The organism is Mixta gaviniae (assembly GCF_002953195.1).
Classification (GTDB): domain Bacteria; phylum Pseudomonadota; class Gammaproteobacteria; order Enterobacterales; family Enterobacteriaceae; genus Mixta; species Mixta gaviniae.
The window spans coordinates 4,399,853-4,422,195 of sequence record NZ_CP026377.1 but is presented as its reverse complement, the minus strand read 5'-3'; the positions used below and the strand labels follow the sequence as shown (position 1 = coordinate 4,422,195).

General features: G+C 58.9%; 21 protein-coding genes. 7 read left to right on the top strand and 14 right to left on the bottom strand.

Translation table 11 applies throughout. From position 1 onward, the window contains the following. The first annotated feature begins 35 nt into the window (after positions 1-35). Positions 36-791: a CDP-diacylglycerol diphosphatase gene (locus C2E15_RS20690; RefSeq protein ID WP_104958939.1), complete on the top strand. Its 756-nt coding sequence runs from the start codon at positions 36-38 to the stop codon at positions 789-791. A 40-nt stretch (positions 792-831) separates the two neighbouring features. On the opposite strand, the gene tpiA is transcribed toward C2E15_RS20690, so the two are convergent. After that, complete coding sequence (gene tpiA / locus C2E15_RS20685; protein ID WP_104958938.1) at positions 832-1,596, bottom strand: triose-phosphate isomerase; 765 nt, start codon at positions 1,594-1,596, stop codon at positions 832-834. Positions 1,597-1,720: 124 nt separating this feature from the next. Continuing rightward, entirely contained in the window at positions 1,721-2,323 is a 603-nt protein-coding gene (locus tag C2E15_RS20680) for a DUF1454 family protein (RefSeq protein ID WP_104958937.1), read from the bottom strand. A 105-nt stretch (positions 2,324-2,428) separates the two neighbouring features. On the opposite strand from C2E15_RS20680, the gene C2E15_RS20675 reads away from it, so the two are divergent. Beyond that, complete coding sequence (locus C2E15_RS20675; RefSeq protein ID WP_104958936.1) at positions 2,429-2,881, top strand: DUF805 domain-containing protein; 453 nt, start codon at positions 2,429-2,431, stop codon at positions 2,879-2,881. Here the strand turns inward: C2E15_RS20675 and fpr are convergent. Then, on the bottom strand, positions 2,872-3,618 hold the full coding sequence (gene fpr, locus C2E15_RS20670) for a ferredoxin--NADP(+) reductase (protein ID WP_104958935.1): 747 nt from the start codon (positions 3,616-3,618) through the stop codon (positions 2,872-2,874). The two genes, C2E15_RS20675 and fpr, sit on opposite strands and share 10 nt — an antisense overlap. Before the next feature lie 304 nt (positions 3,619-3,922). Here fpr and emrD point away from each other — a divergent pair, with 304 nt between their 5' ends. Then, positions 3,923-5,101 (top strand): multidrug efflux MFS transporter EmrD, encoded by a 1,179-nt coding sequence (gene emrD, locus C2E15_RS20665; RefSeq protein WP_104958934.1) that lies wholly within the window; start codon positions 3,923-3,925, stop codon positions 5,099-5,101. A gap of 3 nt (positions 5,102-5,104) precedes the next feature. Here the strand turns inward: emrD and glpX are convergent, their stop codons facing one another. From glpX to C2E15_RS20650, 3 genes are all read right to left on the bottom strand, one after another. Beyond that, positions 5,105-6,115, bottom strand: a complete 1,011-nt coding sequence (gene glpX, locus C2E15_RS20660) for a class II fructose-bisphosphatase (RefSeq protein WP_104958933.1) — start codon at positions 6,113-6,115, stop codon at positions 5,105-5,107. 97 nt (positions 6,116-6,212) lie between these two features. Continuing rightward, complete coding sequence (gene glpK, locus C2E15_RS20655; protein ID WP_104959251.1) at positions 6,213-7,727, bottom strand: glycerol kinase GlpK; 1,515 nt, start codon at positions 7,725-7,727, stop codon at positions 6,213-6,215. 30 nt (positions 7,728-7,757) lie between these two features. Further along, a complete protein-coding gene (locus C2E15_RS20650) occupies positions 7,758-8,615 on the bottom strand; it encodes an MIP/aquaporin family protein (RefSeq protein WP_104958932.1) in 858 nt (285 codons plus the stop codon). A 441-nt stretch (positions 8,616-9,056) separates the two neighbouring features. Here C2E15_RS20650 and zapB point away from each other — a divergent pair, with 441 nt between their 5' ends. After that, on the top strand, positions 9,057-9,296 hold the full coding sequence (gene zapB / locus C2E15_RS20645) for a cell division protein ZapB (protein ID WP_038629057.1): 240 nt from the start codon (positions 9,057-9,059) through the stop codon (positions 9,294-9,296). Between the two features lie 105 nt (positions 9,297-9,401). Here the strand turns inward: zapB and rraA are convergent, their stop codons facing one another. The 7 genes from rraA to priA form a co-directional block, all read right to left on the bottom strand. Further along, entirely contained in the window at positions 9,402-9,887 is a 486-nt protein-coding gene (gene rraA / locus C2E15_RS20640; RefSeq protein WP_104958931.1) for a ribonuclease E activity regulator RraA, read from the bottom strand. 105 nt (positions 9,888-9,992) lie between these two features. After that, on the bottom strand, positions 9,993-10,913 hold the full coding sequence (locus tag C2E15_RS20635) for a 1,4-dihydroxy-2-naphthoate polyprenyltransferase (RefSeq protein WP_104958930.1): 921 nt from the start codon (positions 10,911-10,913) through the stop codon (positions 9,993-9,995). Positions 10,914-11,064: 151 nt separating this feature from the next. Next, on the bottom strand, positions 11,065-12,396 hold the full coding sequence (gene hslU, locus C2E15_RS20630; protein WP_104958929.1) for an ATP-dependent protease ATPase subunit HslU: 1,332 nt from the start codon (positions 12,394-12,396) through the stop codon (positions 11,065-11,067). 11 nt (positions 12,397-12,407) lie between these two features. Continuing rightward, positions 12,408-12,938, bottom strand: a complete 531-nt coding sequence (hslV, locus tag C2E15_RS20625; protein ID WP_104958928.1) for an ATP-dependent protease subunit HslV — start codon at positions 12,936-12,938, stop codon at positions 12,408-12,410. Positions 12,939-13,028: 90 nt separating this feature from the next. Further along, positions 13,029-13,991 carry a cell division protein FtsN gene (gene ftsN / locus C2E15_RS20620; protein ID WP_104958927.1) on the bottom strand — a complete coding sequence of 321 codons (963 nt, stop codon included), beginning with the start codon at positions 13,989-13,991 and terminating at the stop codon, positions 13,029-13,031. A 172-nt stretch (positions 13,992-14,163) separates the two neighbouring features. After that, positions 14,164-15,195, bottom strand: a complete 1,032-nt coding sequence (gene cytR / locus C2E15_RS20615) for a DNA-binding transcriptional regulator CytR (protein ID WP_104958926.1) — start codon at positions 15,193-15,195, stop codon at positions 14,164-14,166. Positions 15,196-15,389: 194 nt separating this feature from the next. Continuing rightward, positions 15,390-17,585, bottom strand: coding sequence for a primosomal protein N' (priA, locus tag C2E15_RS20610; RefSeq protein ID WP_104958925.1), 2,196 nt, complete (start codon positions 17,583-17,585; stop codon positions 15,390-15,392). A gap of 216 nt (positions 17,586-17,801) precedes the next feature. Between priA and rpmE the strand changes: the two genes are divergently transcribed. Beyond that, complete coding sequence (gene rpmE, locus C2E15_RS20605; protein WP_104958924.1) at positions 17,802-18,014, top strand: 50S ribosomal protein L31; 213 nt, start codon at positions 17,802-17,804, stop codon at positions 18,012-18,014. A gap of 91 nt (positions 18,015-18,105) precedes the next feature. On the opposite strand, the gene metJ is transcribed toward rpmE, so the two are convergent. After that, the gene (metJ, locus tag C2E15_RS20600; RefSeq protein WP_038629044.1) at positions 18,106-18,423 is read right to left on the bottom strand and encodes a met regulon transcriptional regulator MetJ; all 318 of its coding nucleotides are present in this window, start codon (positions 18,421-18,423) and stop codon (positions 18,106-18,108) included. 276 nt (positions 18,424-18,699) lie between these two features. Here metJ and metB point away from each other — a divergent pair, with 276 nt between their 5' ends. Continuing rightward, positions 18,700-19,860 (top strand): cystathionine gamma-synthase, encoded by a 1,161-nt coding sequence (metB, locus tag C2E15_RS20595; protein ID WP_104958923.1) that lies wholly within the window; start codon positions 18,700-18,702, stop codon positions 19,858-19,860. A 3-nt stretch (positions 19,861-19,863) separates the two neighbouring features. Beyond that, entirely contained in the window at positions 19,864-22,299 is a 2,436-nt protein-coding gene (locus C2E15_RS20590; RefSeq protein WP_104958922.1) for a bifunctional aspartate kinase/homoserine dehydrogenase II, read from the top strand. Positions 22,300-22,343: the final 44 nt, after the last annotated feature.

Below are 22,343 nucleotides of genomic sequence, written 5' to 3'. Positions count from 1 at the left end.
GAGCATTGTTACGGGTCATCAAGGAAATCGCCGCTATGCCGACTACCGCGCGCGCGCTGAAGATCGTTACGGTTGTTGTTGTTTCTCTCTCTGTCGCGCTGGGCGCCGCCGCCTGGCGCTTTCATCATAACGGCGACGCGCTCTGGCGCATTATCAGCCAGCAGTGTCTTCCCGGTCAGCAAAATAAGGATCCCAGTCCCTGCCAGCGCGTTGATGTGGCGCAGGGCTTTGTCACGCTGAAAGATCGCCATGGCCCTTTGCAATATCTGCTGATGCCGGTGGCGCGCATCAGCGGCATCGAGAGCCCAACACTGCTGAACGCCGCCACGCCCAATTTTTTCGCGCTTGCCTGGCGGCAGCGGGATTTACTGTCGATGCGCCGCGGCGCGCCGGTGCCGGATAGCGCCGCTTCGCTGAGCGTCAATGCTGAATATGGCCGCACACAGAACCAGCTGCATATTCATATCTCCTGCCTGCGTCCCGATGTGCGGCAGGCACTCGACAAGCTGGCACCGCAGCTCGACGCGCAGTGGCGGCCGTACACCCTGGGAACGCATCGCTGGCTGATCCGCGCCCTGTCGCCAACGGCGCTGGCGCAGCAGAGCAGTTTTGTACGTTTGTCGCAGGAAGTGCCGCAGGCACAGCAGGAGATGGGGAAATATGGTCTGGCGCTGGCGTCGTTACCGGATGGCCGGCTGGCGCTGATGGCGATTAAACAAAACTGGCTACAACTGAATCGGGGTTCGGCGGAAGAGCTACAGGATCATCGCTGCGCGATATTATCGCCGTAGCGGATAAGAAACGGGCGGCGGGGCCGCCGCCCGTGACGTATTACGCTTTCGCTGCGGCAGCAGCTTTCACGATCACCGCAAAGGCGTCCGCTTTCAGCGACGCGCCGCCGACCAGCGCGCCGTCGATATCCGGCTGCGCGAAGAGTTCAGCGGCGTTCTTGTCGTTGACGGAACCGCCGTATTGAATGATGACCTGCTCAGCCACTTTCGCATCTTTCTTCGCGATATGGTCGCGAATGAATTTATGCACCGCCTGCGCCTGCGCCGGAGTCGCAGATTTGCCGGTACCGATCGCCCAGACAGGCTCATAGGCGATCACGACGCCGTTGAACGCCTCTGCGCCCTGCGTTTCCAGCACGGCATCAATCTGACGCGCGCACACTTCTTCGGTTTGACCCGCTTCGTTTTCCGCTTCGGTTTCGCCGATGCAGAGGACCGGGATCAGGCCCGCCGCTTTGAGAACGGCAAATTTTTTCGCGATCAGTTCGTCGCTCTCTTTATGGTAAGTACGACGTTCTGAATGGCCGATAATGATGTAGCGCGCGCCGATATCTTTCAGCATGTCGGCAGAGACTTCGCCGGTAAACGCGCCGGACAGGTTCACATCAACGTTCTGGGCGCCCAGTGCGATCTGGCTGTCACCCAGCGCCTGCTGCGCCTGATCCAGATACATCACTGGCGGGGCGATGGCGACGCCACAGCCCTGAACGGCGTTCAGCTCATTACGCAGTCCGTCGATCAGCTCGCTGACCATTTTTTTGCTGCCGTTCAGCTTCCAGTTACCCATAACTAATGGATGTCGCATCATATCCTCCACGTGTAACGCTATACCAGTAAAGTACACTGCCCGCCGGGCAGCGATGTCTGCCAGACAGTATAGAGATCTTGAACCTGAATGGCTTTGCTTTTCGTCATTTTTGCCGCAGCGATTAGGGCGCCGACAGCGCGAGCTTAATCGGTTCAACAGCGAAGGTCAGGCCCTTTTCGCCATTATCCGCTACCACAAAGCGCAGCGCCCCTTCCGTCTGCGCGTAGTAGCGCGATCCTTTACCCTTGCTCAACAGTTCATTCAGCCGCTTGCTGGCCTCTTCCTGCGAACGCGTCGGCGAGAAGAAGCGCATCAGCGCCGCCATATAGGCCTGCGCTTTTTCCTGCGCCGCTTTCTCTTCCGGGCCGGGGATCGGCAGCCAGGTGATCTGCAGGGTTTTTATTTTTCCGGTGCCCGGCTCCAGCGCGGTAGAGGCGTAGAGCGTTTCACTGATTTTGCTGGCGGCGCGCGTCAGATTGCTTTTATCGAGACGACTGTCGATAGCGCGATATTCGCTGAGCGGCAAATCTGGATTCGCCGCGTTATATTTTTCCCGAAACTGCGCGATGCTCATATCGAACGTGGGCGCTCCCGGCAGCAGATAAGGCGCTGTGGGCAACGCGTCACCGCGCGTTGCGGCATCGTCAGCACGCGCCGTCGCGCTTGTCAGCAGCGCAAGCAGTATTAGCAGCGGCGTCAGCAAAGTGCATGGCGCTTTCTTCATTTTTTCTGCCCTGTCCAGTAAACTCAGCCAAGATTAGAACGGTTTTTACCCGCCAAAGTCAAAAAACTGCGGCAACCATTTTATAGTTTTCCTCGGGACGAAAAAATGACGCTACAGCAATGGTGTTTCTCCTATCGCGGCCGTCTGGGACGGCGAGACTTCTGGATTTGGCAGATAGTCTGGCTGTTGACCATGACCGCGCTTTTCGTCCTCGCGGGAAATGCGTTACTGGATACGCAGATGGCGGCGTTTGGCGTGGTCTGTTTGCTGTGGCCGGCGAGCGCCGTGCTGGTCAAGCGGCTACACGATCGCAACCGCCGCGGCTACTGGGCGCTGCTGCTGATCGTTGCCTGGATACTGTTGGCAGGGAACTGGGCGGTATTAGGACCAGGCTGGCAGCTGGCGCTGGGCCGGCTGGCGCCGACGCTGATGCTGGCGGCGATAGTGATTGAGTCAGGTCTGCTGAGCGGCTCGTCAGGCGTCAATCGCTTTGGCCAGCCCGCGCAGCCGGTAAACTATTTCGGCAAGCGCGGTGCGGGGAAGACCACTCACCAGTAATGTTCGCTGGTGATATGGCCTGGCTTGCGGCGCAGATGCTTGCGCATGTCACGCGTATCTTTCAGCAGCTGCTGCGTGTCGCGCACCATTTGCGGGTTGCCGCACAGCATAATATGGCTGTTTTCCGCCGTCATCGGCAGGCCCACCGCCTGCTCAAGCTGGCCGCTTTCAATCAGCGCAGGCACGCGTCCGGTTAACGAGCCGGGCGCCGTTTCACGGCTTACCACCGTCTGAATGCGCAGTTTGTCGTGATAGCGCTCCGCCAGCTGCTGCATCAGCGGCAGATAGCTGAGATCGGCGGCGTAGCGCGCCGCATGCACCAGCACGATATGATCGAAACGCGCCAGCCCTTCTCCCTGCTGCAGGATGGAAAGATAGGGGCCGATCGCCGTGCCGGTCGCCAGCATCCATAGCGTCTGGCATTCGGGGATCTCATCCAGCACGAAAAAACCGGCGGCCTCTTTCGTTACCATTACGCTGTCGCCAGGCTGCAGAGCGTGCAGCCTTGGGCTGAGCTTGCCTTCCGGCACATTCACCAGATAGAACTCCAGATCGGGACTGGCGGGCGCATTGACGTAGGAGTAGGCGCGCTGAACGCGTTCGCCTTCGATCTCCAGCGCCAGCTTGGCGAACTGGCCGGCAGTAAAGGGCGTGACGGGCGCATGCACTTTGATACTGAACAAACTCTCCGTCCAGTGCGTGACGTCGACGACATTGCCATTAACCCATTCAGCCATTGACCTTCCTCCATCTGATTAACGTAGTGCCTATCTTCGTCACTTGGGCGCGCTTTTTCCAGTGCGCCCGCCGCAGGAAAGCTCTGGGCGACAAAAAGAGGCGGCAGTTTGTGCTGCCGTACAGTTAGTTTTACAAAGAAGGGCAATTTCCGCTGACAGATTAGCGATAAATCTTTCTCGCGTCGTCATTCCTTTCTTTACGCAAACTGCTATTTTTGCCGCCATCAAACCTGTTTCGCCTGCTGATTTGCTGCTCAACCGCTAAACGGCAGGCTTTCATCCTGTAATTTTCCTCTAAGCGGCTATGAAAAAATTAGAAAACGGACATCTGTTGCTGATGCTTATCGTACTGGTGGCGGTAGGGCAAATGGCGCAAACCATCTATGTCCCGGCGATGGCCACTATTGCTGAAGCCTTTAACGTGCGCGACGGTGTGATGCAGCGCGTGATGGCGGCCTACCTGATGACCTACGGCGGATCGCAACTGTTTTACGGCCCGCTCTCGGACAGCATCGGCCGCAAGCCGGTGATCCTCGCGGGCATGGCGGTATTTATGGTCGGCGCGCTTGGCGCATTGTTCGCGCCGTCGATCGACTGGCTGGTGGCGGCAAGCGCGCTGCAGGGGTTGGGCACCGGCGTGGCGGGCGTAATGGCGCGGACAATGCCGCGCGATCTCTATTCCGGCAGCGCGCTGCGCCGGGCGAACAGCCTGCTCAATATGGGCATATTGTTCAGTCCGCTGGTGGCGCCGCTGATCGGCGCGATGCTGACGCGTCTGTTCGGCTGGCACGCCTGTTTCGCTTTTTTGCTGCTGCTCTGCGTGATGGTCACCGGCGCAATGGCGCGCTGGCTGCCAGAAACGCGTCCGCCGCTGAACGAAACGCGGCCGCTCTTTTCCCGCTATCGTCCGTTGCTAAGCGATCGCATTTTTGTGCGTTATCTGCTGATGCTGATTGGCGCGCTGGCGGGCATCGCGGTCTATGAATCAAGCTGCGGGGTATTAATGGGCGGCGTGCTGGGCCTTGACGCGATGACCATCAGTATTCTGTTTATTCTGCCGATCCCGGCGGCCTTTTTCGGCGCCTGGTTCGCGGGACGTGACGATAAAAGCTTTCATACTCTGATGTGGTACGCGGTGAACAGCTGTCTGCTGGCGGCGGCGCTGATGTGGCTGCCGGCGTGGTTCGGCATCATGAATATCTGGACGCTGCTGGTGCCCGCATCGCTGTTCTTCTTCGGCGCGGGCATGATGTTTCCGCTGGCCACCTCTGGCGCGATGGAGCCTTACGCCTGGCTGGCGGGTACCGCCGGCGCGCTGATCGGCGGCCTGCAGAATCTTGGCTCGGGGCTGGTGGCCTGGCTGTCGGCACTGCTGCCGCAGAACAGCCAGTTCAGCTTGGGGATGCTGATGTGCGCCACCGCCCTGTTAATGCTGTTCTGCTGGTGGCCGCTCTCTAAAGATGCCGAGCCGCAGGCGGTTTAACCGCTACAGGATCCACTGATGCAGCGCCGTATCCTTGCGGTCGAGATAATGAATCGACTGGATACGGCGAATGGTGCGCGATTTACCGCGGATCAGTAGCGTTTCGCTGGTAGCGATATTGCCCTGACGCGTGATCCCTTTCAGCAGATCGCCGCTGGTGATGCCGGTGGCGGCGAAAATCACATTATCGTTGCGCGCCATCATCTCCAGCGTCAGCCGCTCGCCGGCCTTGATGCCCATCTCCCGGCAGCGCGCCAGCTCATCTTCGCCCAGACGACGGTTTTCTCCACTGTCGCCTTTCACCTCATGACGCGGCAACAGGCGGCCCTGCATATCGCCGTCCAGCGCGCGGATCACGGCCGCTGACACTACGCCTTCCGGCGCGCCGCCAATGCCATACAGCACATCCACTTCGCTGTCCGGCATGCAGGTCAGGATAGAGGCGGCGACGTCGCCGTCGGGAATGGCAAAGATACGCACGCCCAACTGCTGCATCTGTTTGATCACCGCATCGTGGCGCGGCTTGGCCAGGATGGTCACCGTCAGCTCGCTCAGCGGTTTGCCCAGCGCCGCGGCAATATTGTTCAGGTTGGTTTCCAAAGGCAGGTTCAGATCGATATGGCCTTTGGCGCACGGCCCGACAATCAGCTTCTCCATGTACATATCCGGCGCGTGCAAAAAAGTGCCCCGGTCGCCGACCGCCAGCACCGCCAGCGCATTCGCCTGGCCCATGGCGGTCATGCGCGTACCTTCAATCGGGTCGACGGCGATATCCACCGCATCGCCATTGCCGGTGCCGACCTTCTCGCCGATATAGAGCATCGGCGCCTCATCGATTTCGCCTTCGCCGATAACAATGCGTCCATCGATATCGACTTTATTCAACATGATGCGCATGGCGTTGACCGCCGCGCCGTCCGCCTGGTTTTTATCGCCGCGGCCGAGCCATTTGTAGCCAGCCAGCGCGGCCGCCTCGGTAACGCGGGAAAATTCAATGGCGAGTTCTCGTTTCATGACCAGCCTCTGAGGAAAACAAATGAGGCAAAAGTGTATCACAGCGGGGAGGGCGGGGAGAAAAGCCCGCGCCGGCTGGCGACGCGGGCCTGAAATCTTACTCGTCGTGTTCTTCCCATGCCTGGGCACGGGCCACGGCTTTTCTCCAGCCGGCGTAGCGATAGTTACGTTCGGTGGTTTCAATGCTGGGACGGAATTCGCGTTCAATCACCGCTTTCGCGCGCACTTCTTCCAGGTCTTGCCAGAATCCGACCGCCAGACCGGCAAGGTAAGCGGCACCGAGCGCAGTGACTTCACGCACTTCCGGACGCTCGACGCGGGTGCCGAGAATATCGGACTGGAACTGCATCAGGAAGTTGTTGGCTACCGCGCCGCCGTCAACGCGTAGCGACTGCAGGCGGGTATCGGCATCATTCTGCATCGCTTCCAGTACATCGCGCGTCTGATAGGCGATCGATTCCAGCGTGGCGCGGATAATGTGGTTGGCATTGGCGCCGCGCGTCAGGCCGAACAGCGCGCCGCGAGCGTACGGGTCCCAGTAGGGGGCGCCGAGGCCGGTAAAGGCGGGCACCATATAGACGCCGTTAGAGTCTTTCACTTTCATGGCGAAATATTCTGAGTCAGCGGAGTCGCTGATCAGCTTCATTTCGTCGCGCAGCCACTGAATAGAGGCGCCGCCGATAAACACCGCGCCTTCCAGCGCATAGTTCACTTCACCGCGTGGGCCGCAGGCGATGGTCGTCAGCAGGCCATGCGTGGAGGTGACCGCTTCGGTGCCGGTGTTCATCAGCATAAAGCAGCCGGTGCCGTAGGTGTTTTTCGCCATGCCCGGCTGAACGCAGAGCTGGCCATAGAGCGCTGCCTGCTGATCGCCTGCGATGCCGGCGATAGGAATACGGGTGCCGCCTTTGCCGCCGATGTTGGTTTGGCCGTAGACTTCCGAAGAGGATTTCACATCCGGCAGCATTTCACGCGGAATATCCAGGATATCCAGCATGCGCTGATCCCATTCCAGCTTATGGATGTTGTACATCATGGTGCGTGAGGCGTTGGTGTGGTCGGTGATATGCACCCGGCCCTGGGTCATTTTCCAGATAAGCCAGGTATCCACGGTGCCGAACAGCAGCTCGCCGCGTTTCGCTCGCTCACGCGCGCCTTCAACGTGATCCAGAATCCATTTTACTTTGGTGCCGGAGAAGTAGGGGTTGATCACCAGACCGGTGGTGTGCTGGATATACTCTTCCAGGCCCTCTTTCTTCAGCTTTTCGCAGTAGTCCGCCGTGCGCGGATCCTGCCAGACAATCGCGTTGTAGATCGGCTTGCCAGACTCTTTATCCCAGACAATCGCCGTTTCGCGCTGGTTAGTGATGCCGATAGCGGCGATCTGATCGGAGCGAATGTCCGCATGCGCCAGCACTTCGACTAGCGTGGAGCTTTGTGAAGCCCAGATATCCATCGGGTCGTGTTCAACCCAGCCCGCTTTCGGGTAGATCTGGGTAAATTCGCGCTGGGAAACCGCGACAATGTTGGCGTCATGATCGAGAACAACGGCGCGGGAGCTGGTTGTGCCCTGATCGAGCGCGACAATATATTTTTTATCTGTAGACATAATCATTTCCTGATGTGCAAAGATTGAACACGGTTACGCTTTACGCTGCTCAGCTCGCGCGACGGGCTTATCTGCATCGGTTTTCTGCGTCACGTTAAGATTACAGGGCAGGTGACGGCAAATCAGTGAGCGATATCCCCATGCACCCAGGCAGGCACCGACCAACGGGCCGAAAATCGGCACGAGGAAGTAAGGAATATCACGGCCGCCGGTAAAGGCGACGTTGCCCCAGCCTGCCAGCCAGGCGAAAATTTTCGGGCCAAGATCGCGCGCCGGGTTCAGGGCGAAACCGGTCAGCGGTCCCATCGCGCCGCCGATAACCGCGACCAGCAGGCCAATCAGCAGCGGGGCCAGCGGGCCGCGCGGCACGCCGTTGCCGTCATCGGTCAACGCCATAATCACCGACATCAATACGGCGGTAATCACCATCTCGACTAAAAACGCCTGACCTACGCTGATATGCGGGTTAGGATAGGTCGAGAAGATGCCGGCCAGGTCGAGGCTTTCCACGCTGCCGCGCACCATTTGATGGCTGGCTTCATAGTCGACGAACAGGTTGTAGTAGAGCCCGTAAACCAGCGCCGCGGCGCTGAAGGCGCCCGCTACCTGCGCCACAATATAAGGCGCGACTTTACGCCCTTCAAAGTTGGCGAAAAGGCAGAGCGCGACGGTAACGGCCGGGTTCAGGTGCGCGCCTGACACGCCCGCTGTCATATAGGCGGCCATGGAAACGGCCAGGCCCCAGATAATACAGATTTCCCATTGACCGAAAGCCGCGCCAGCCAACTTCATTGCGGCCACACAGCCAGCGCCGAAGAAGATGATCATGCCGGTTCCGAGAAATTCGGCAATGCACTGACCTTTTAGTGTGCTAGTTGCTGTCTGACTCATAATGAAATTCCTGATGGCGAGGTTAAATTTTATCAATCGTTGTTTTCATTCCATTGAACCGCCCAAACAAATGTGGGGCTGTTGTGAATTTATCGTTAACGCGCATAAACGAGAAATAGCGAACTTGAAATCTGTGTGGTCCATCAAAAAAATGCGCGTTTTCGCGTCTTTTGCTGTTCTTTAAACATCATTTTTGGCGAAAGAAGCGTCGCGTTGCGCTCATTTTATTAACAAAAGCGCAATTATCCGCGATTCGCGGCCCGCTGCGCTTTCGGCATAAGCTGAAAATTGTTACAGACTGCGCTTCACCGCCGCTCGCCGCTGGACTTGGGCTGTGCGGCTACTTACAATCGGTGTGTTAGGGTTTTTAACGGAGTTTTGTGATGTCTCGTCGTCTGCGGCTGGCATCATCAACGCCTTGCGATTAGGAGAAGTCATAGAATGTCATTTGAAGTATTCGAGAAACTGGAAGCGAAAGTTCAGCAGGCGATTGATACCATCACCCTGCTGCAGATGGAAATCGAAGAGCTGAAAGAGCAGAACAATACTCTGAAGCATGAGGTACAGCAGGCCTCGGGAAACAGCGAAGCGCTGGTTCGTGAAAACCAGCAGCTGAAAGAAGAGCAAACGCAGTGGCAGGATCGCCTGCGGGCTTTGTTAGGTAAGATGGAAGAAGTGTAATCCCGTCGGGATACTGCTTCCATCAACCATAAAAAAACGGGTGCCCAGGCACCCGTTTTTGCTGGCGCGATCCCGCGCCTGAGCGCAGGAGAGTCGCGGTCAGCGCTATTCGATATCCAGCGGATCTTCCGACAGAATCATACCGGTGTTGTCGGCGTATAAGTGATCGCCGGAGAAGAAGGTGACGCCGCCGAAATTGACGCGCACGTCGCTTTCACCAATACCTTCGCCCGCCGCGCCTGCCGGGATCGCCGCAATCGCCTGAATGCCGATATCCAGCTCTTCCAGGTCATCCACCTGGCGCACCGAGCCATAGACCACGATACCTTCCCATTCGTTCTGCACCGCCAGCTGGGCCAGCGCCGCATCCACCAGCGCGCGCCGCACCGAACCGCCGCCATCTACCAGCAGCACACGACCCCGGCCGTTTTCTTCCAGCAGATCGTATAACAGGCCGTTGTCCTCGAAACATTTTACCGTCGTGATTTGGCCGCCAAACGAGGTGCGACCCCCAAAGTTGGAGAAGAGTGGTTCAACCACGTTTACATCTTCGTGGTAGATGTCGCAGAGTTCGGAAGTATCGTATTTCATAGGATTTTCGTCTGTTTGCCACAGGAGCGGTAAGTATATCGCTTTATTCAAGTTGTTGGCAAAATCATCAACCCGCAAAGTTGCGTTATATCAGCTCCAGGGCAATCAGAGCAGTACGCCAAGAGAAAACAGCACGTTAGCCAGCAGCGCTGCCTTGACCGTCTTTTCCAGCATTGGGCGCATGGCGACAGGCGATTCCTGCTGAAGAATATAACGCCCCTGCCGCCAGAAGAGCGGAGCGGCCAGCAGAAACAGCCAGCGCCCCCAGCCGTGCTGACCAAACCAGGCGAAAGCGGCGAAGCAGAGCAGTGCGCCGCCCAGCAGCAGCAGGTGGTAGCGTCTTGCGTGAGTCGCGCCAAGCCGCACCGCCAGCGTCATTTTGCCGCACTGGCGATCGGTGTCTATATCGCGCAGGTTGTTAATATTCAGCACGGCCGCCGCCAGCAGACCGCAAGCGGTGGCGGGCAGCAGCACTAAAGGCTGCACGCTGTGGCTTTGCAGATAGAAGCTGCCGCTGACGCCCAGCCAGCCGAAAAAGATCAGCACCGAGAGATCGCCCAGCCCAAGATAGCCGTAAGGCTTTTTGCCGACGGTATAGGCAATGGCCGCCACGATGGCCAGCGCACCCAGCAACAGAAAGCTCACTACGTCGCCGGGAGTATGGCAGGCGTAGCGGATCAGAATGCCGCCGCAGAGCAGCGCCAGGCCCGCCGTGGCAATGATCCCCGCGCGCAGCTGCAGCCGTGTAATAGTGCCTTTCTGGATGCCGCGCAGCGGGCCGAGGCGCGCGCTGCCGTCGCTGCCTTTCAGCGCGTCGCCATAATCATTCGCCAGATTGGACAGCACCTGCAGCAACCCGCTGGTCAGGAAGCAGAGCAGGGCGACCGTCAGGCTAAATTCCCCCTGCCACCAGGCGAGCGCCGAGCCGGTGAGAATAGAGGCGAACGCCAGCGGCAACGTGCGCAGACGCAGGCTTTCCAGCCAGCCCCGGAAAGGAAAGGAGGTGATTCGTTGGATCTGTTCCATAAGCGTGACCGCAGCCGACTCTAATCAGAAAGGGGTAGAGGAAGTCTACGGCGGTGCCATCGCCGGCGCCTTAATCTTCGTCAAATTGCAGGGGGTGAAAGCGGCAATAAAAAAGGAGGCCGAAGCCTCCTTAAGAAAGATCAACCTGCGGTTACAGAATGAAGCGGCTAAGGTCTTCGTCCGCCACCAGCTGATCAAGATGCTGAGAAACATAGTTGGCGTCGATGGTGATGCTGTCGCCGCTGCGGTCGCTGGCGTCATAGGAGATATCTTCCATCAGACGTTCCAGCACGGTGTGCAGACGACGCGCGCCAATGTTTTCCGTGGTCTCGTTAACCTGCCATGCAGCTTCGGCAATACGGCGAATGCCGTCGTCTGTGAAGCTGATATTCACGCCTTCGGTCCCCATTAGCGCCTTGTACTGTACGGTCACAGAGGCGTTTGGTTCGGTCAGGATGCGCTCGAAGTCATTAACGGTCAGCGCCTGCAGCTCAACGCGAATCGGCAGACGGCCCTGCAGTTCCGGGATCAGATCTGACGGGCTGGCAACCTGGAAAGCGCCGGAGGCGATAAACAGGATATGGTCTGTCTTCACCATGCCGTGCTTGGTGGAGACGGTGCAGCCTTCCACCAGCGGCAGCAGGTCGCGCTGTACGCCTTCACGGGAAACGTCCGGGCCGGAGGTTTCGCCGCGCTTACAGATTTTATCGATCTCATCGATAAACACGATGCCGTGCTGTTCGACGGCGTCAATCGCTTCCTGCTTCAGCTCTTCCGGATTAACCAGCTTGGCCGCTTCTTCTTCGATCAGCAGCTTCATCGCCTCTTTGATTTTCAGCTTGCGCGGCTTCTGCTTCTGACCGCCGAGGTTCTGGAACATCGACTGCAGCTGGCTGGTCATCTCTTCCATACCCGGAGGCGCCATGATCTCCACGCCCATCGGCGCGGCGGCCAGGTTGATTTCGATCTCTTTGTCGTCCAGCTGGCCTTCACGCAGCTTTTTACGGAACGACTGACGGGCCGCAGACGGCTCGGCATTCTGCTCCGGCTGGCCCCAGTTGTTTTTCGCCGGCGGGATCAGCGCGTCGAGGATGCGCTCTTCCGCCATCTCTTCGGCGCGGTAGCGGTTTTTTTCAATCGCCTGCATGCGCACCATTTTCATCGCCGCGTCGGTCAGATCGCGGATAATGGAATCCACTTCTTTACCGACGTAGCCGACTTCGGTGAACTTGGTTGCTTCAACTTTGATAAAAGGCGCGTTCGCCAGCTTGGCCAGACGACGGGCAATTTCGGTTTTACCCACGCCGGTTGGGCCGATCATCAGAATGTTTTTAGGCGTAACTTCATGGCGCAGATCTTCTTCCAGCTGCATACGACGCCAGCGGTTGCGCAGGGCGATCGCCACAGCTCGCTTGGCGCCATCCTGGCCGATGATAAATCTGTTCAGTTCGCTGACAATCTCGCGCGGAGTCATTTCAGACATAATTTCGATCCTTACGCTTTGGACGCTAATTCTTCAATAGTCAGATTGTGGTTGGTGTAAATGCAGATGTCACCTGCGATACCCAACGCTTTTTCAGTAATATCGCGAGCGCTCAGCTCGGTATTTTCCAGCATCGCACGGGCGGCGGCCTGGGCATACGGGCCGCCAGAGCCAATAGCGATCAGATCGTTTTCAGGCTGAATGACGTCGCCGTTGCCGGTGATAATCAGGGAGGCATTCTCATCCGCTACCGCCAGCAGCGCTTCAAGCTTGCGCAGCATGCGGTCGGTGCGCCAGTCTTTCGCCAGTTCCACCGCGGCTTTCACCAGGTGGCCCTGATGCATCTCCAGCTTACGTTCAAAGAGTTCGAACAGGGTAAAAGCATCTGCGGTGCCGCCGGCAAAACCTGCGATCACTTTGTCATGGTAGAGACGACGCACTTTTTTGACGTTGCCTTTCATTACGGTATTGCCGAGCGTAGCCTGGCCATCACCGCCAATCACTACCTGGCCGTTGCGTCGTACACTTACTATCGTTGTCACGGGCAGACCCCTTGTTACAGTGGAAAAAGGGCTCCGCGCAGCGTGACGCGGAGCATAATGCAACAAGATATGGGGCAGGTTTGGAGGGTTTCAACCCCCGAGGGCAAGAGGAATGCAGCTGGAGTGGCCGGAGCTGCGCAGACGCTTCAGCGTGCTGTCGGCGCTGGCGCGGCTGTTGTACGGGCCGATAACCACACGGTTCCAGCCGCCGCCGCTGGTGATGCGGCTTTCAAAGCCTTCGAACGCCAACTGAGCGCGCACCGATTCCGCCTGATCGCTGCCTTTAAAGGAGCCGCACTGCACCATCCAGCGCTGCGACTTCTCTTTTTCCGCCGCTTTGGCTTTCGCCGTTTCCTGCTGTTTGGCCCGGCTGTTATCCGGCGTTTTCGGCGCATTTTGCGGTAGCATGTGCTGCGTTTGCGCCGGCGGCGTAGATGGCTGCTGAGCGCGCTGCTGTTGCAGTTGCTGCTGGGCGCGTTGCTGCTGCATTTGTTGCTGCTGTTGAACGCGCTGTTGCTGCATCTGCTGCTGCTGCAACTGTAGCTGCTGTTGAGCGCGCTGCTGCTGCATCTGCTGCTGCTGTTGACGCTGCAGCGTCTGCTGGCGCTGCACCGGCGTCTGTTCGTTCCACGGCACTTCGTTCAGCTGCGTCGGCGCCTGGCGCATATCCGCCTGCATCTGCTCCAGCAGCTGGCGCTGTTCATCGGTAAGCTGCGTCTGCGACTGCACTTCTCCGCCAGCGGAAGGCTCTTTCGGCGCCGGCACGCTGATCTGCCGGTTTTCCAGCTCTTTGATATATTTCCAGCGCTCTTCCGGTTTGGGCGGCAAACCGTTGCCGCTGACTTTATGATCCGGAATAACAGGCGTTTCTTCTTTTTTATGGTGAGCGATAAACCATAGCCCGCCCACGAAAGCCACCAGCACCGCCACCGCCAGCCCTATCATGATTTTAGAAACACCGGAGCTGCCATTGCGCTTTTTGCTGCGGCTATTGCCTTTCTTGCGACGCGTCCCTGTCGAACGCCCGCGGCCTACATAATCTTTTTGTGCCACTAATCGTTCCGCTAATTCAAAGAAGAAAATGCCTGCCGGACAAGAGGGCGCTAATGTGAAGGCGGCGCGGCAGCTGTCCGGCTGTCAGCCCGCCATGTTACTCAAGGGCTGGAAGTTTGACCAGCGGTGAGTCGTTTAAGAATCTGCTGAAACTGCGCGATGCGCGCCATTTTTACGCCTGACTGGCGTGTATTGTGCTTCCGCGCAGTTTTAATTCAAACTCCAGCAGGCGCGAGCCGTTGCGGACGATTTTGCCTTGCAGCTGCTCCAGCAACAGCAGCATCGCTTCCCGACCCAGCGCGAAGCGCGGCTGCGCCACCGTCGTAAGCGGCGGATCGCTGTAGCGGGCGAGTTCAATATCATCAAACCCCACCAGCGACAGATCTTGCGGAATACGCAGCCCCATGCGTTTCGCCTGCGACATGGCGCCCAGCGCCATGATGTCGTTATGACAAAACAGCGCTTCAGGCGGCTTTGGCAGCGTCATCAGGCGTTTAAAGGCGGCGGCACCCGCTTCAAAGGTAAAGTCGCCGCGCACGATATAGCGCGGCTCCACATCCTGCCCGTGGCGACGCAGCGCCTGGATGTAGCCCTGCAGACGATAGTGGCTCAGCGGCATCTCTTCGGGGCCGGCAATACAGGCGATGCGGCGATGACCAAGCTGCCAGAGGTGATTCACCGCTTCGAAGGCCGCCGTCAGGTTATCAATATGCACCGTCGGCAGCTCCAGATCCGGCGCGAACTCATTCGCCATCACCATCGGCGGCAGGTTGCGCTGCTCTTCGACGCCGGTATCAAAAGGTACCTGCGAACCTAACAGCACCATGCCGTCGATCTGGCGCGTCAGCATCAGGCTGAGAAAGGTTTTCTCCTGCTGATTTTGATGAGCGCAGTCGCCAATCAGCACCAGATAGCCTTCCGCAGCGGCGGTCACTTCCACGCCACGGATAATTTCACTGAAAAAGGGATCGCAGATATCGGGGACAATCACCAGGATGGTGCGTGATTCGCTGCGCCGGGCGTTGCGCGCCAGTGCATGAGGAGAGTAGCCGACATCAATAACCGCCTGTTCCACTTTCTGGCGGGTCGCCGCTGAGACCTTTTCCGGGTTCATCAGCGCGCGGGATACGGTGGCGGTTGAGACACCCGCACGTTCAGCCACGTCTTTCATCGTAGCTGCCGTCGACTCCTGGTTCTGCTCCAACGCTTTTCTCCTCACACCGGCTGTACCGGCCCGACTGTCTGTCATGTTTCGTTATGCTGCGCCTGTTGCGGCTAAAGCTGACTTTCATCACATTTTTAACAGATTGGCGGGAGCGTCGTTACTCAATTTGCATGAAAAGTGTGACTTATTCGACGTTTTTAGATCCAGCTCGCAAACCTTTGCGTTAGCGGCGCTTAGCTTTCCGTCGGATCGACATCCAGCGTCCATTTTACCTTGCGCGACAGCGGCAGCGTGGAAAGCAGCGGCAGGCTGCTCTTCAACAGCTGCTGCAGCCGCAGGCGGGAAGGGTGTTGCAACAGCAGCTGCCAGCGATAGCGACCGCCGCGTTTCGCCTGCAGCGCCGGCACCGGCCCCATCACCCACAATGCCTCGTCGCGCAGCGGGCTCGCTTCCAGCAGGTTGCGCAGCTGATGCAGGAACGCGGCAGCCTGCTGATTATCATGATCTTCGGCGCGAAACAGCGCATGGCTGGTGAACGGGGGCAGCTGGACGCTTTTGCGTTCATTCAGCGTCAGGCTGGCGAAAGCGTCATAGCCCTGATGCAGCAATATCTGCAGCAAAGGATGTTCCGGATGATGGGTTTGCAGCAGCACTTCGCCTTGCTTGCCGGCGCGACCAGCGCGGCCAGCCACCTGAATATAGAGCTGCGCAAAGCGTTCGGCGGCGCGGAAATCGGCGGAGAACAGCGCGCCATCCACATCCAGCAGCGAAACCAGCGTGACATCAGGAAAGTGATGGCCCTTGGCCAACATTTGTGTGCCGATCAGAATACGCGCACCGCCGCGAAAGACGTCGGCCAGGTGCTGCTCCAGCGCGCCTTTGCGGCTGGTGGTATCACGATCGATGCGCGACAACGGCACGCCGGGAAACAGCGTTTGCAGGTTATGCTCCAGCTGCTCGGTGCCCAGCCCCACCGGCACCAGGTGCGTGGAGCCGCACTGCGGGCACTGGCGCGGCACAGGGCGCTGACTATCGCAGTGGTGGCAGCGCAATTGACGCTGCTGCTGATGCAGCGTGTAGTAGTGATCGCAGCGCTGGCATTCGGCGATCCAGCCGCAGTCGTGACACAGCAGCGCGGGTGAAAAGCCGCGGCGGTTAAGAAAAAGCAGCACCTGGTTGTCTGCCTGCAGATGCAGGCGCATACGCTGGATCAGCGCCGGCGCAAGGCCGCCCTGCAGCTGAACGCCTTTTAAATCGATCAGCTGCTGTGTCGCCTGGCGAGCGTTGCCGGCACGTTTGCTGAGGTTGAGCTGACGATATTTGCCGCTCTGTACGTTATGCAGCGTTTCCAGTGCCGGCGTGGCTGATCCCATTACGATAGGAATATTTTCTTCACGCGCGCGGAAGACCGCCAGATCGCGCGCGTGGTAGCGCCAGCCCTCCTGCTGTTTATAAGAGCTGTCGTGTTCTTCATCGATAATAATGACGCCGGGTCGGGCAAAGGGCGTAAACAGCGCGGAGCGGGTGCCAATGACGATGGCATTTTCTCCCTGACGCGCGCGTAGCCAGACGGCCATGCGTTCGCTGTCATTAAGGCCGGAGTGCAGCACGTCGATCGGCGCGTTGAAGCGCGCGCGGAAGCGGGCGATGGTTTGCGGCGTCAGTCCGATCTCCGGCACCAGCACCAGCGCCTGCCGTCCGCGGCTCAGCACATTCTCCAGCACGCTGAGATAGACTTCGGTTTTGCCGGAGCCGGTGATGCCCGCCAGCAGCCAGGGGGCGAACTGCTCATCCTCGCTGCGGATGGCACCGACCGCCATCGCCTGTTCGGTATTCAGCCGTAGCCGCTCGCCGTTGATACTGAAGCTGGCGCGCCAGTCATCGCGGGCGGGCAGATGCTCGCGCAGATCGCACAGCCCTTTCGCCCGCAGCGCCTGTAGCGCCTGATCGGCCAGCGCGTGCTGGGCGATTTCGTGCCGGTAAAGCGGCTGCTGGCGCAGGATCGCCAGCGCCTGCTGCTGCTTCGGCGCGCGCTTAAGGCTTTCCGGCGCGGTTTCGCGACCCAGCTCGGTAATAAACCATTGCCAGAGCGGCGCTTCCTGCGCCGGTTTTCCCTGACGCAGCAGCACCGGCAGGGCATGAAACAGTACTTCGCCCAGCGGATAGTGATAGTAATCAGCCGCCCAGTGCAGAATACGCCAGAGAGAAGGGGGAAACAGGGATTCGTCGTCGATCGCTTCCAGCACGCTTTTCAGCTGCGCTTCCGGCAGATCGCTCTGCTCGCTGAATCCCACCACCACGCCGATCGCTTTGCGGTTGCCGAACGGCACACGCACGCGCCCGCCGACAACGGGGTGCAGATGGGCGGGAAGCAGATAATCGAACCGGCGTGCGAGCGGAACGGGCAGCGCGACCTGAGCAACGGGCATGACGTTATCCGTAAAAAGAGTTGGACGGCGTAGTGTACACTGTGTCGCCATCATTGTGCGGATTCGATTGCATCAGGCGGTTATTTTCTGTATAGTTCGCCGCCTTTGGTGCAAAACAGCGCATCGAAAATCACCAGAATTTTTAATCCGCGTGTGGTGCCGGCGCAGGTTTTACCTGGCGCGGGAGAGCGACACGGCCTTTACTGAGGTTATCCCATGAAACAAGGTATTCATCCTAACTATGTTGAAATTACTGCAACTTGTTCTTGCGGTAATGTGATCAAAACCCGCTCTACCGTGGGTCACGATCTGAACCTGGACGTGTGCGGTAAATGCCACCCGTTCTACACCGGCAAACAGCGTGTTGTTGATACCGGTGGTCGTGTTGAGCGCTTCAACAAACGCTTCAGCATCCCGGGCAGCAAATAAGTTTCCCGGCAGACGCTACCGTTTTATCACGGAGCGGATGCAAGAAAAAACCCAGCTTCGGCTGGGTTTTTTTATGGGCAAAAGCGACGGATCAGTATTCCCACGTATCCGGGTCTTTACCCAGCTCACGCATAATCTTTTTCGCCTCTTCCGGGATCTCATCGCTGCGCTCTTTACGCAGGTCAACATCGTCCGGCAGCGGCTGGCCGGTAAAGGCGTGCAGAAACGCTTCGCACAGCAGTTCGCTATTAGTGGCGTGACGCAAGTTGTTTACCTGACGACGCGTACGCTCATCTGTCAGAATTTTTAATACTTTCAGCGGAATAGACACGGTAATTTTTTTGACCTGCTCGCTCTTCTTACCATGCTCAGCATAAGGGCTGATATATTCGCCATTCCATTCAGCCATGAGTTACCTTAATTATTAAAAGTGAAAGTGCCGGAAATCAGCCAATTATGCCCGATCTTTCCGCGTCTCACTAATCAAAGTCAGCATTTACTACGTAACTTTGCCGTTTAGGTCAGACGCCTGACTGCGGGGAGCAATCGCCTGCAATTTTAGCGGTTATTGCGCGTTTGCTCAATCTATACGCAAAGACATTTAGATGTCCAGATGTATTGACGTCCAGATACGTAATGCTATCCTGTTAGCCTTCTTCAGGGCCTTTCAGGAACAGTAAGCACCATGACGCGTAAACAGGCAACCATCGCAGTACGCAGCGGTTTGAATGATGACGAGCAGTATGGCTGCGTTGTCCCGCCGATTCACCTCTCCAGCACTTATAACTTCACCGACTTCAACCAGCCGCGCGCTCATGACTATTCGCGCCGCGGCAATCCGACGCGCGATGTCGTACAGCGCGCGCTGGCGGAACTGGAAGGCGGTGCAGGCGCGGTGATGACCAATACCGGCATGTCCGCGATCCATCTGGTTTGCACGCTGTTCCTGAAGCCCGGCGATCTGCTGGTGGCGCCGCATGACTGTTACGGCGGCAGCTACCGTCTGTTCGACAGCCAGAGCAAACGCGGCGCCTATCGCGTAAAGTTCGTCGATCAGGGCGATGCGCAGGCTTTGCAGGCGGCGCTGGCGGAAAAGCCAACGCTGGTGCTGGTAGAAAGCCCCAGCAACCCGCTGCTGCGTGTGGTGGATATCGCCGCTATCTGTGAAGCGGCGCGTGCCGCCGGCGCGATCAGCGTGGTGGACAACACCTTCCTGAGCCCGGCGCTGCAAAATCCGCTGGCGCTGGGCGCCGATCTGGTGGTGCATTCCTGTACCAAATACCTGAACGGCCATTCCGATGTGGTGGCTGGCGCGGTTATCGCTAAAGAGGCGGCGACCGCCACCGAGCTGGCCTGGTGGGCCAACAATATCGGCGTAACCGGCTCGGCGTTTGACAGCTATCTGTTGCTACGCGGCATGCGTACGCTCGGTCCGCGTATGGCGGCGGCGCAGCGTAACGCGCTGGCGATTGTCGATTATCTGAAACAACAGCCGCTGGTGAAAAAGCTGTATCATCCTTCTTTGCCGGACAACGCCGGCCACCAGTATGCTGTGCGTCAACAGCGCGGCTTCGGCGCCATGCTAAGTTTTGAAATCGATGGCGACGAGGCCCGCCTGCGTCGTTTCCTGAAGGCGCTGGAGCTGTTTACCCTGGCGGAATCGCTGGGTGGAGTAGAAAGCCTGATATCCCATACCGCTACGATGACCCACGCCGGGATGTCGGCGGAAGCGCGCGCCGAAGCGGGCATTTCCGACACGCTCTTACGCGTATCGGTGGGGATCGAGGATCATGAAGATTTAATCGCCGATCTGGATAATGCATTCCGGGTGGCAGCCGAGGGTTAAGAGATGAGTATTTCAGCCGCAGCGAGCGCGCAAAACAGCAGGCAGCTGCATAAATTTGGCGGCAGTAGCCTCGCCGATGTCAGTTGTTATCAGCGCGTCGCGGGCATTATGGCCGATTATAGCCAGCCGGGCGATCTGATGGTGGTTTCCGCCGCCGGCAGCACCACTAACCAGCTGATCAGCTGGCTGAAGCTTAGCCAGAGCGATCGGCTGTCGGCGCATCAGGTGCAGCAAAGCCTGCGTCGCTATCAGTCCGATCTGATCAACGGCCTGCTGCCGCCGGAACTGGCGCAGCCGCTGCTGACGCGGTTTATTCAGGATCTTGAGTACCTGGCCGGCTTGCTGGACGGCAAAATCACCGATGCGGTTTACGCTGAAGTGGTCGGCCATGGCGAAGTCTGGTCCGCACGCCTGATGGCGGCGGTGCTGCAACAGCGCGATCTGGAAGCGTGCTGGCTGGATGCGCGCGAGTTTCTGCGCGCCGAACGCGCGGCGCAGCCGCAGGTGGACGAAGGCAAATCCTGGCCGCTGCTGCAGCAGCTGATGGCGCAACACGCGCATCAGCGTCTGGTGGTCACCGGCTTTATCTGCCGCAATGAGGCGGGCGAAACTGTTCTGCTGGGGCGCAACGGCTCCGACTATTCCGCCACGCAGATCGGTGCGCTGGCCGGCGTCAGCCGCGTCACCATCTGGAGCGATGTCGCCGGCGTCTACAGCGCCGACCCGCGCAAAGTGAAAGACGCCTGCCTGCTGCCGCTGCTGCGTCTGGATGAAGCGAGCGAGCTGGCGCGCCTGGCCGCGCCGGTGCTGCATGCCCGCACGCTGCAGCCGGTTTCCAACAGCGATATCGATTTACAGCTGCGCTGCAGCTACCAGCCGGAGCAGGGCTCTACGCGCATTGAGCGTGTGCTGGCGTCCGGCACCGGCGCCCGTATTGTCACCAGTCATGACGATGTCTGCCTGATCGAAATCGCCGTGCCGCCGCAGCATGATTTCGCGGCGCTGCATAAAGAGGTCGATCACCTGTTGAAACGCGCGCAGATCCGGCCGCTGGCTACCGGCGTTCACAGCGATCGCCGCCTGCTGCAGCTTTGCTACACCTCGGAGGTGGTCAACAGCGCCTTTGAGCTATTGCAAGAGGCGGGCCTGCCGGGCCACCTGCAGCTGCGCGAAGGGCTGGCGCTGGTGGCGCTGGTTGGCGCCGGCGTCAGCCGCAATCCGCTGCACAACCACCGCTTCTGGCAACAGATTAACGATCAGCCGGTAGAGTTTATCTGGCAGTCGGAAGAGGGTATCAGCCTGGTGGCGGTACTGCGCGTCGGCCCGACGCAGCATCTGATACAGGGGCTGCATCAGTCGCTGTTCCGCGCCGAAAAGCGCATCGGCCTGATGCTGTTCGGCAAAGGTAATATTGGTTCGCGCTGGCTGGAGCTGTTCGCCCGCGAGCAGAAAAACCTTTCCGCCCGTACCGGCTTTGAGTTTGTGCTGGCAGGCGTGGTGGACAGCCGCCGCAGCCTGCTGAGCTACGACGGTCTGGATGCCAGCCGCGCGCTGGCATTCTTTGAGGATGAAGCGGTAGCGCAGGATGAGGAGGCGCTTTTCCTGTGGATGCGTGCGCACCCTTACGATGATTTGGTGGTGCTGGACGTGACCGCCAGCGAGGCGCTGGCGGAACAGTATCTCGATTTTGCCAGCCACGGCTTCCACGTCATCAGCGCCAATAAAGTGGCCGGTGCCTCAGACAGCTACCGCTGGCGGCAGATCCGCGACGCGTTCGCCAAAACCGACCGCCACTGGCTTTATAACGCCACAGTAGGCGCCGGGCTGCCGGTTAACCATACGGTGCGCGACCTGCGCGAGAGCGGCGACAGCATTCTTTCGATTAGCGGTATCTTCTCCGGCACGCTCTCCTGGCTGTTCCTGCAGTTTGACGGCACGGTGCCGTTTAGCGAGCTGGTTGACCAGGCATGGCAGCAGGGGCTGACCGAGCCCGATCCGCGCGTCGATCTCTCCGGCCAGGATGTGATGCGCAAGCTGGTGATCCTGGCGCGCGAGGCCGGTTACGATATCGAGCCGGATCAGGTGCGCGTTGAATCGCTGGTGCCGGCGGGATGCGAAAGCGGCTCTGTCGATCACTTCTTCGAAAACAGCGAGGCGCTGAACGAGCAGATGCTGCAGCGCTTTGAAGCGGCGCAGGAGATGGGGCTGGTGCTGCGCTACGTGGCGCGTTTCGACGCTAATGGCAAAGCGCGTGTCGGCATTGAAGCGGTACGTCCCGAACATCCGCTGGCGGCGCTGCTGCCCTGCGATAACGTATTCGCCATCGAAAGCCGCTGGTATCGCGACAATCCGCTGGTGATCCGTGGGCCGGGCGCCGGAAGGGATGTGACCGCAGGCGCCATCCAGTCTGATATCAACCGGTTAGCGCAGCTGCTGTAAAAGCGGGGCACGGCTGGGTAAAACCCTTAGGGCGGCGTTGGCCG

Bases quoted from the DNA above. Each gene is read 5' to 3' on its own strand.
- C2E15_RS20690 (WP_104958939.1), top strand. From the start codon at position 36: ATGCCGACTACCGCGCGCGCGCTGAAGATCGTTACGGTTGTTGTTGTT.
- tpiA (WP_104958938.1), bottom strand. From the start codon at position 1,596: ATGCGACATCCATTAGTTATGGGTAACTGGAAGCTGAACGGCAGCAAA.
- C2E15_RS20680 (WP_104958937.1), bottom strand. From the start codon at position 2,323: ATGAAGAAAGCGCCATGCACTTTGCTGACGCCGCTGCTAATACTGCTT.
- C2E15_RS20675 (WP_104958936.1), top strand. From the start codon at position 2,429: ATGACGCTACAGCAATGGTGTTTCTCCTATCGCGGCCGTCTGGGACGG.
- fpr (WP_104958935.1), bottom strand. From the start codon at position 3,618: ATGGCTGAATGGGTTAATGGCAATGTCGTCGACGTCACGCACTGGACG.
- emrD (WP_104958934.1), top strand. From the start codon at position 3,923: ATGAAAAAATTAGAAAACGGACATCTGTTGCTGATGCTTATCGTACTG.
- glpX (WP_104958933.1), bottom strand. From the start codon at position 6,115: ATGAAACGAGAACTCGCCATTGAATTTTCCCGCGTTACCGAGGCGGCC.
- C2E15_RS20650 (WP_104958932.1), bottom strand. From the start codon at position 8,615: ATGAGTCAGACAGCAACTAGCACACTAAAAGGTCAGTGCATTGCCGAA.
- zapB (WP_038629057.1), top strand. From the start codon at position 9,057: ATGTCATTTGAAGTATTCGAGAAACTGGAAGCGAAAGTTCAGCAGGCG.
- rraA (WP_104958931.1), bottom strand. From the start codon at position 9,887: ATGAAATACGATACTTCCGAACTCTGCGACATCTACCACGAAGATGTA.
- C2E15_RS20635 (WP_104958930.1), bottom strand. From the start codon at position 10,913: ATGGAACAGATCCAACGAATCACCTCCTTTCCTTTCCGGGGCTGGCTG.
- hslU (WP_104958929.1), bottom strand. From the start codon at position 12,396: ATGTCTGAAATGACTCCGCGCGAGATTGTCAGCGAACTGAACAGATTT.
- priA (WP_104958925.1), bottom strand. From the start codon at position 17,585: ATGCCCGTTGCTCAGGTCGCGCTGCCCGTTCCGCTCGCACGCCGGTTC.
- rpmE (WP_104958924.1), top strand. From the start codon at position 17,802: ATGAAACAAGGTATTCATCCTAACTATGTTGAAATTACTGCAACTTGT.
- metJ (WP_038629044.1), bottom strand. From the start codon at position 18,423: ATGGCTGAATGGAATGGCGAATATATCAGCCCTTATGCTGAGCATGGT.
- metB (WP_104958923.1), top strand. From the start codon at position 18,700: ATGACGCGTAAACAGGCAACCATCGCAGTACGCAGCGGTTTGAATGAT.
- C2E15_RS20590 (WP_104958922.1), top strand. From the start codon at position 19,864: ATGAGTATTTCAGCCGCAGCGAGCGCGCAAAACAGCAGGCAGCTGCAT.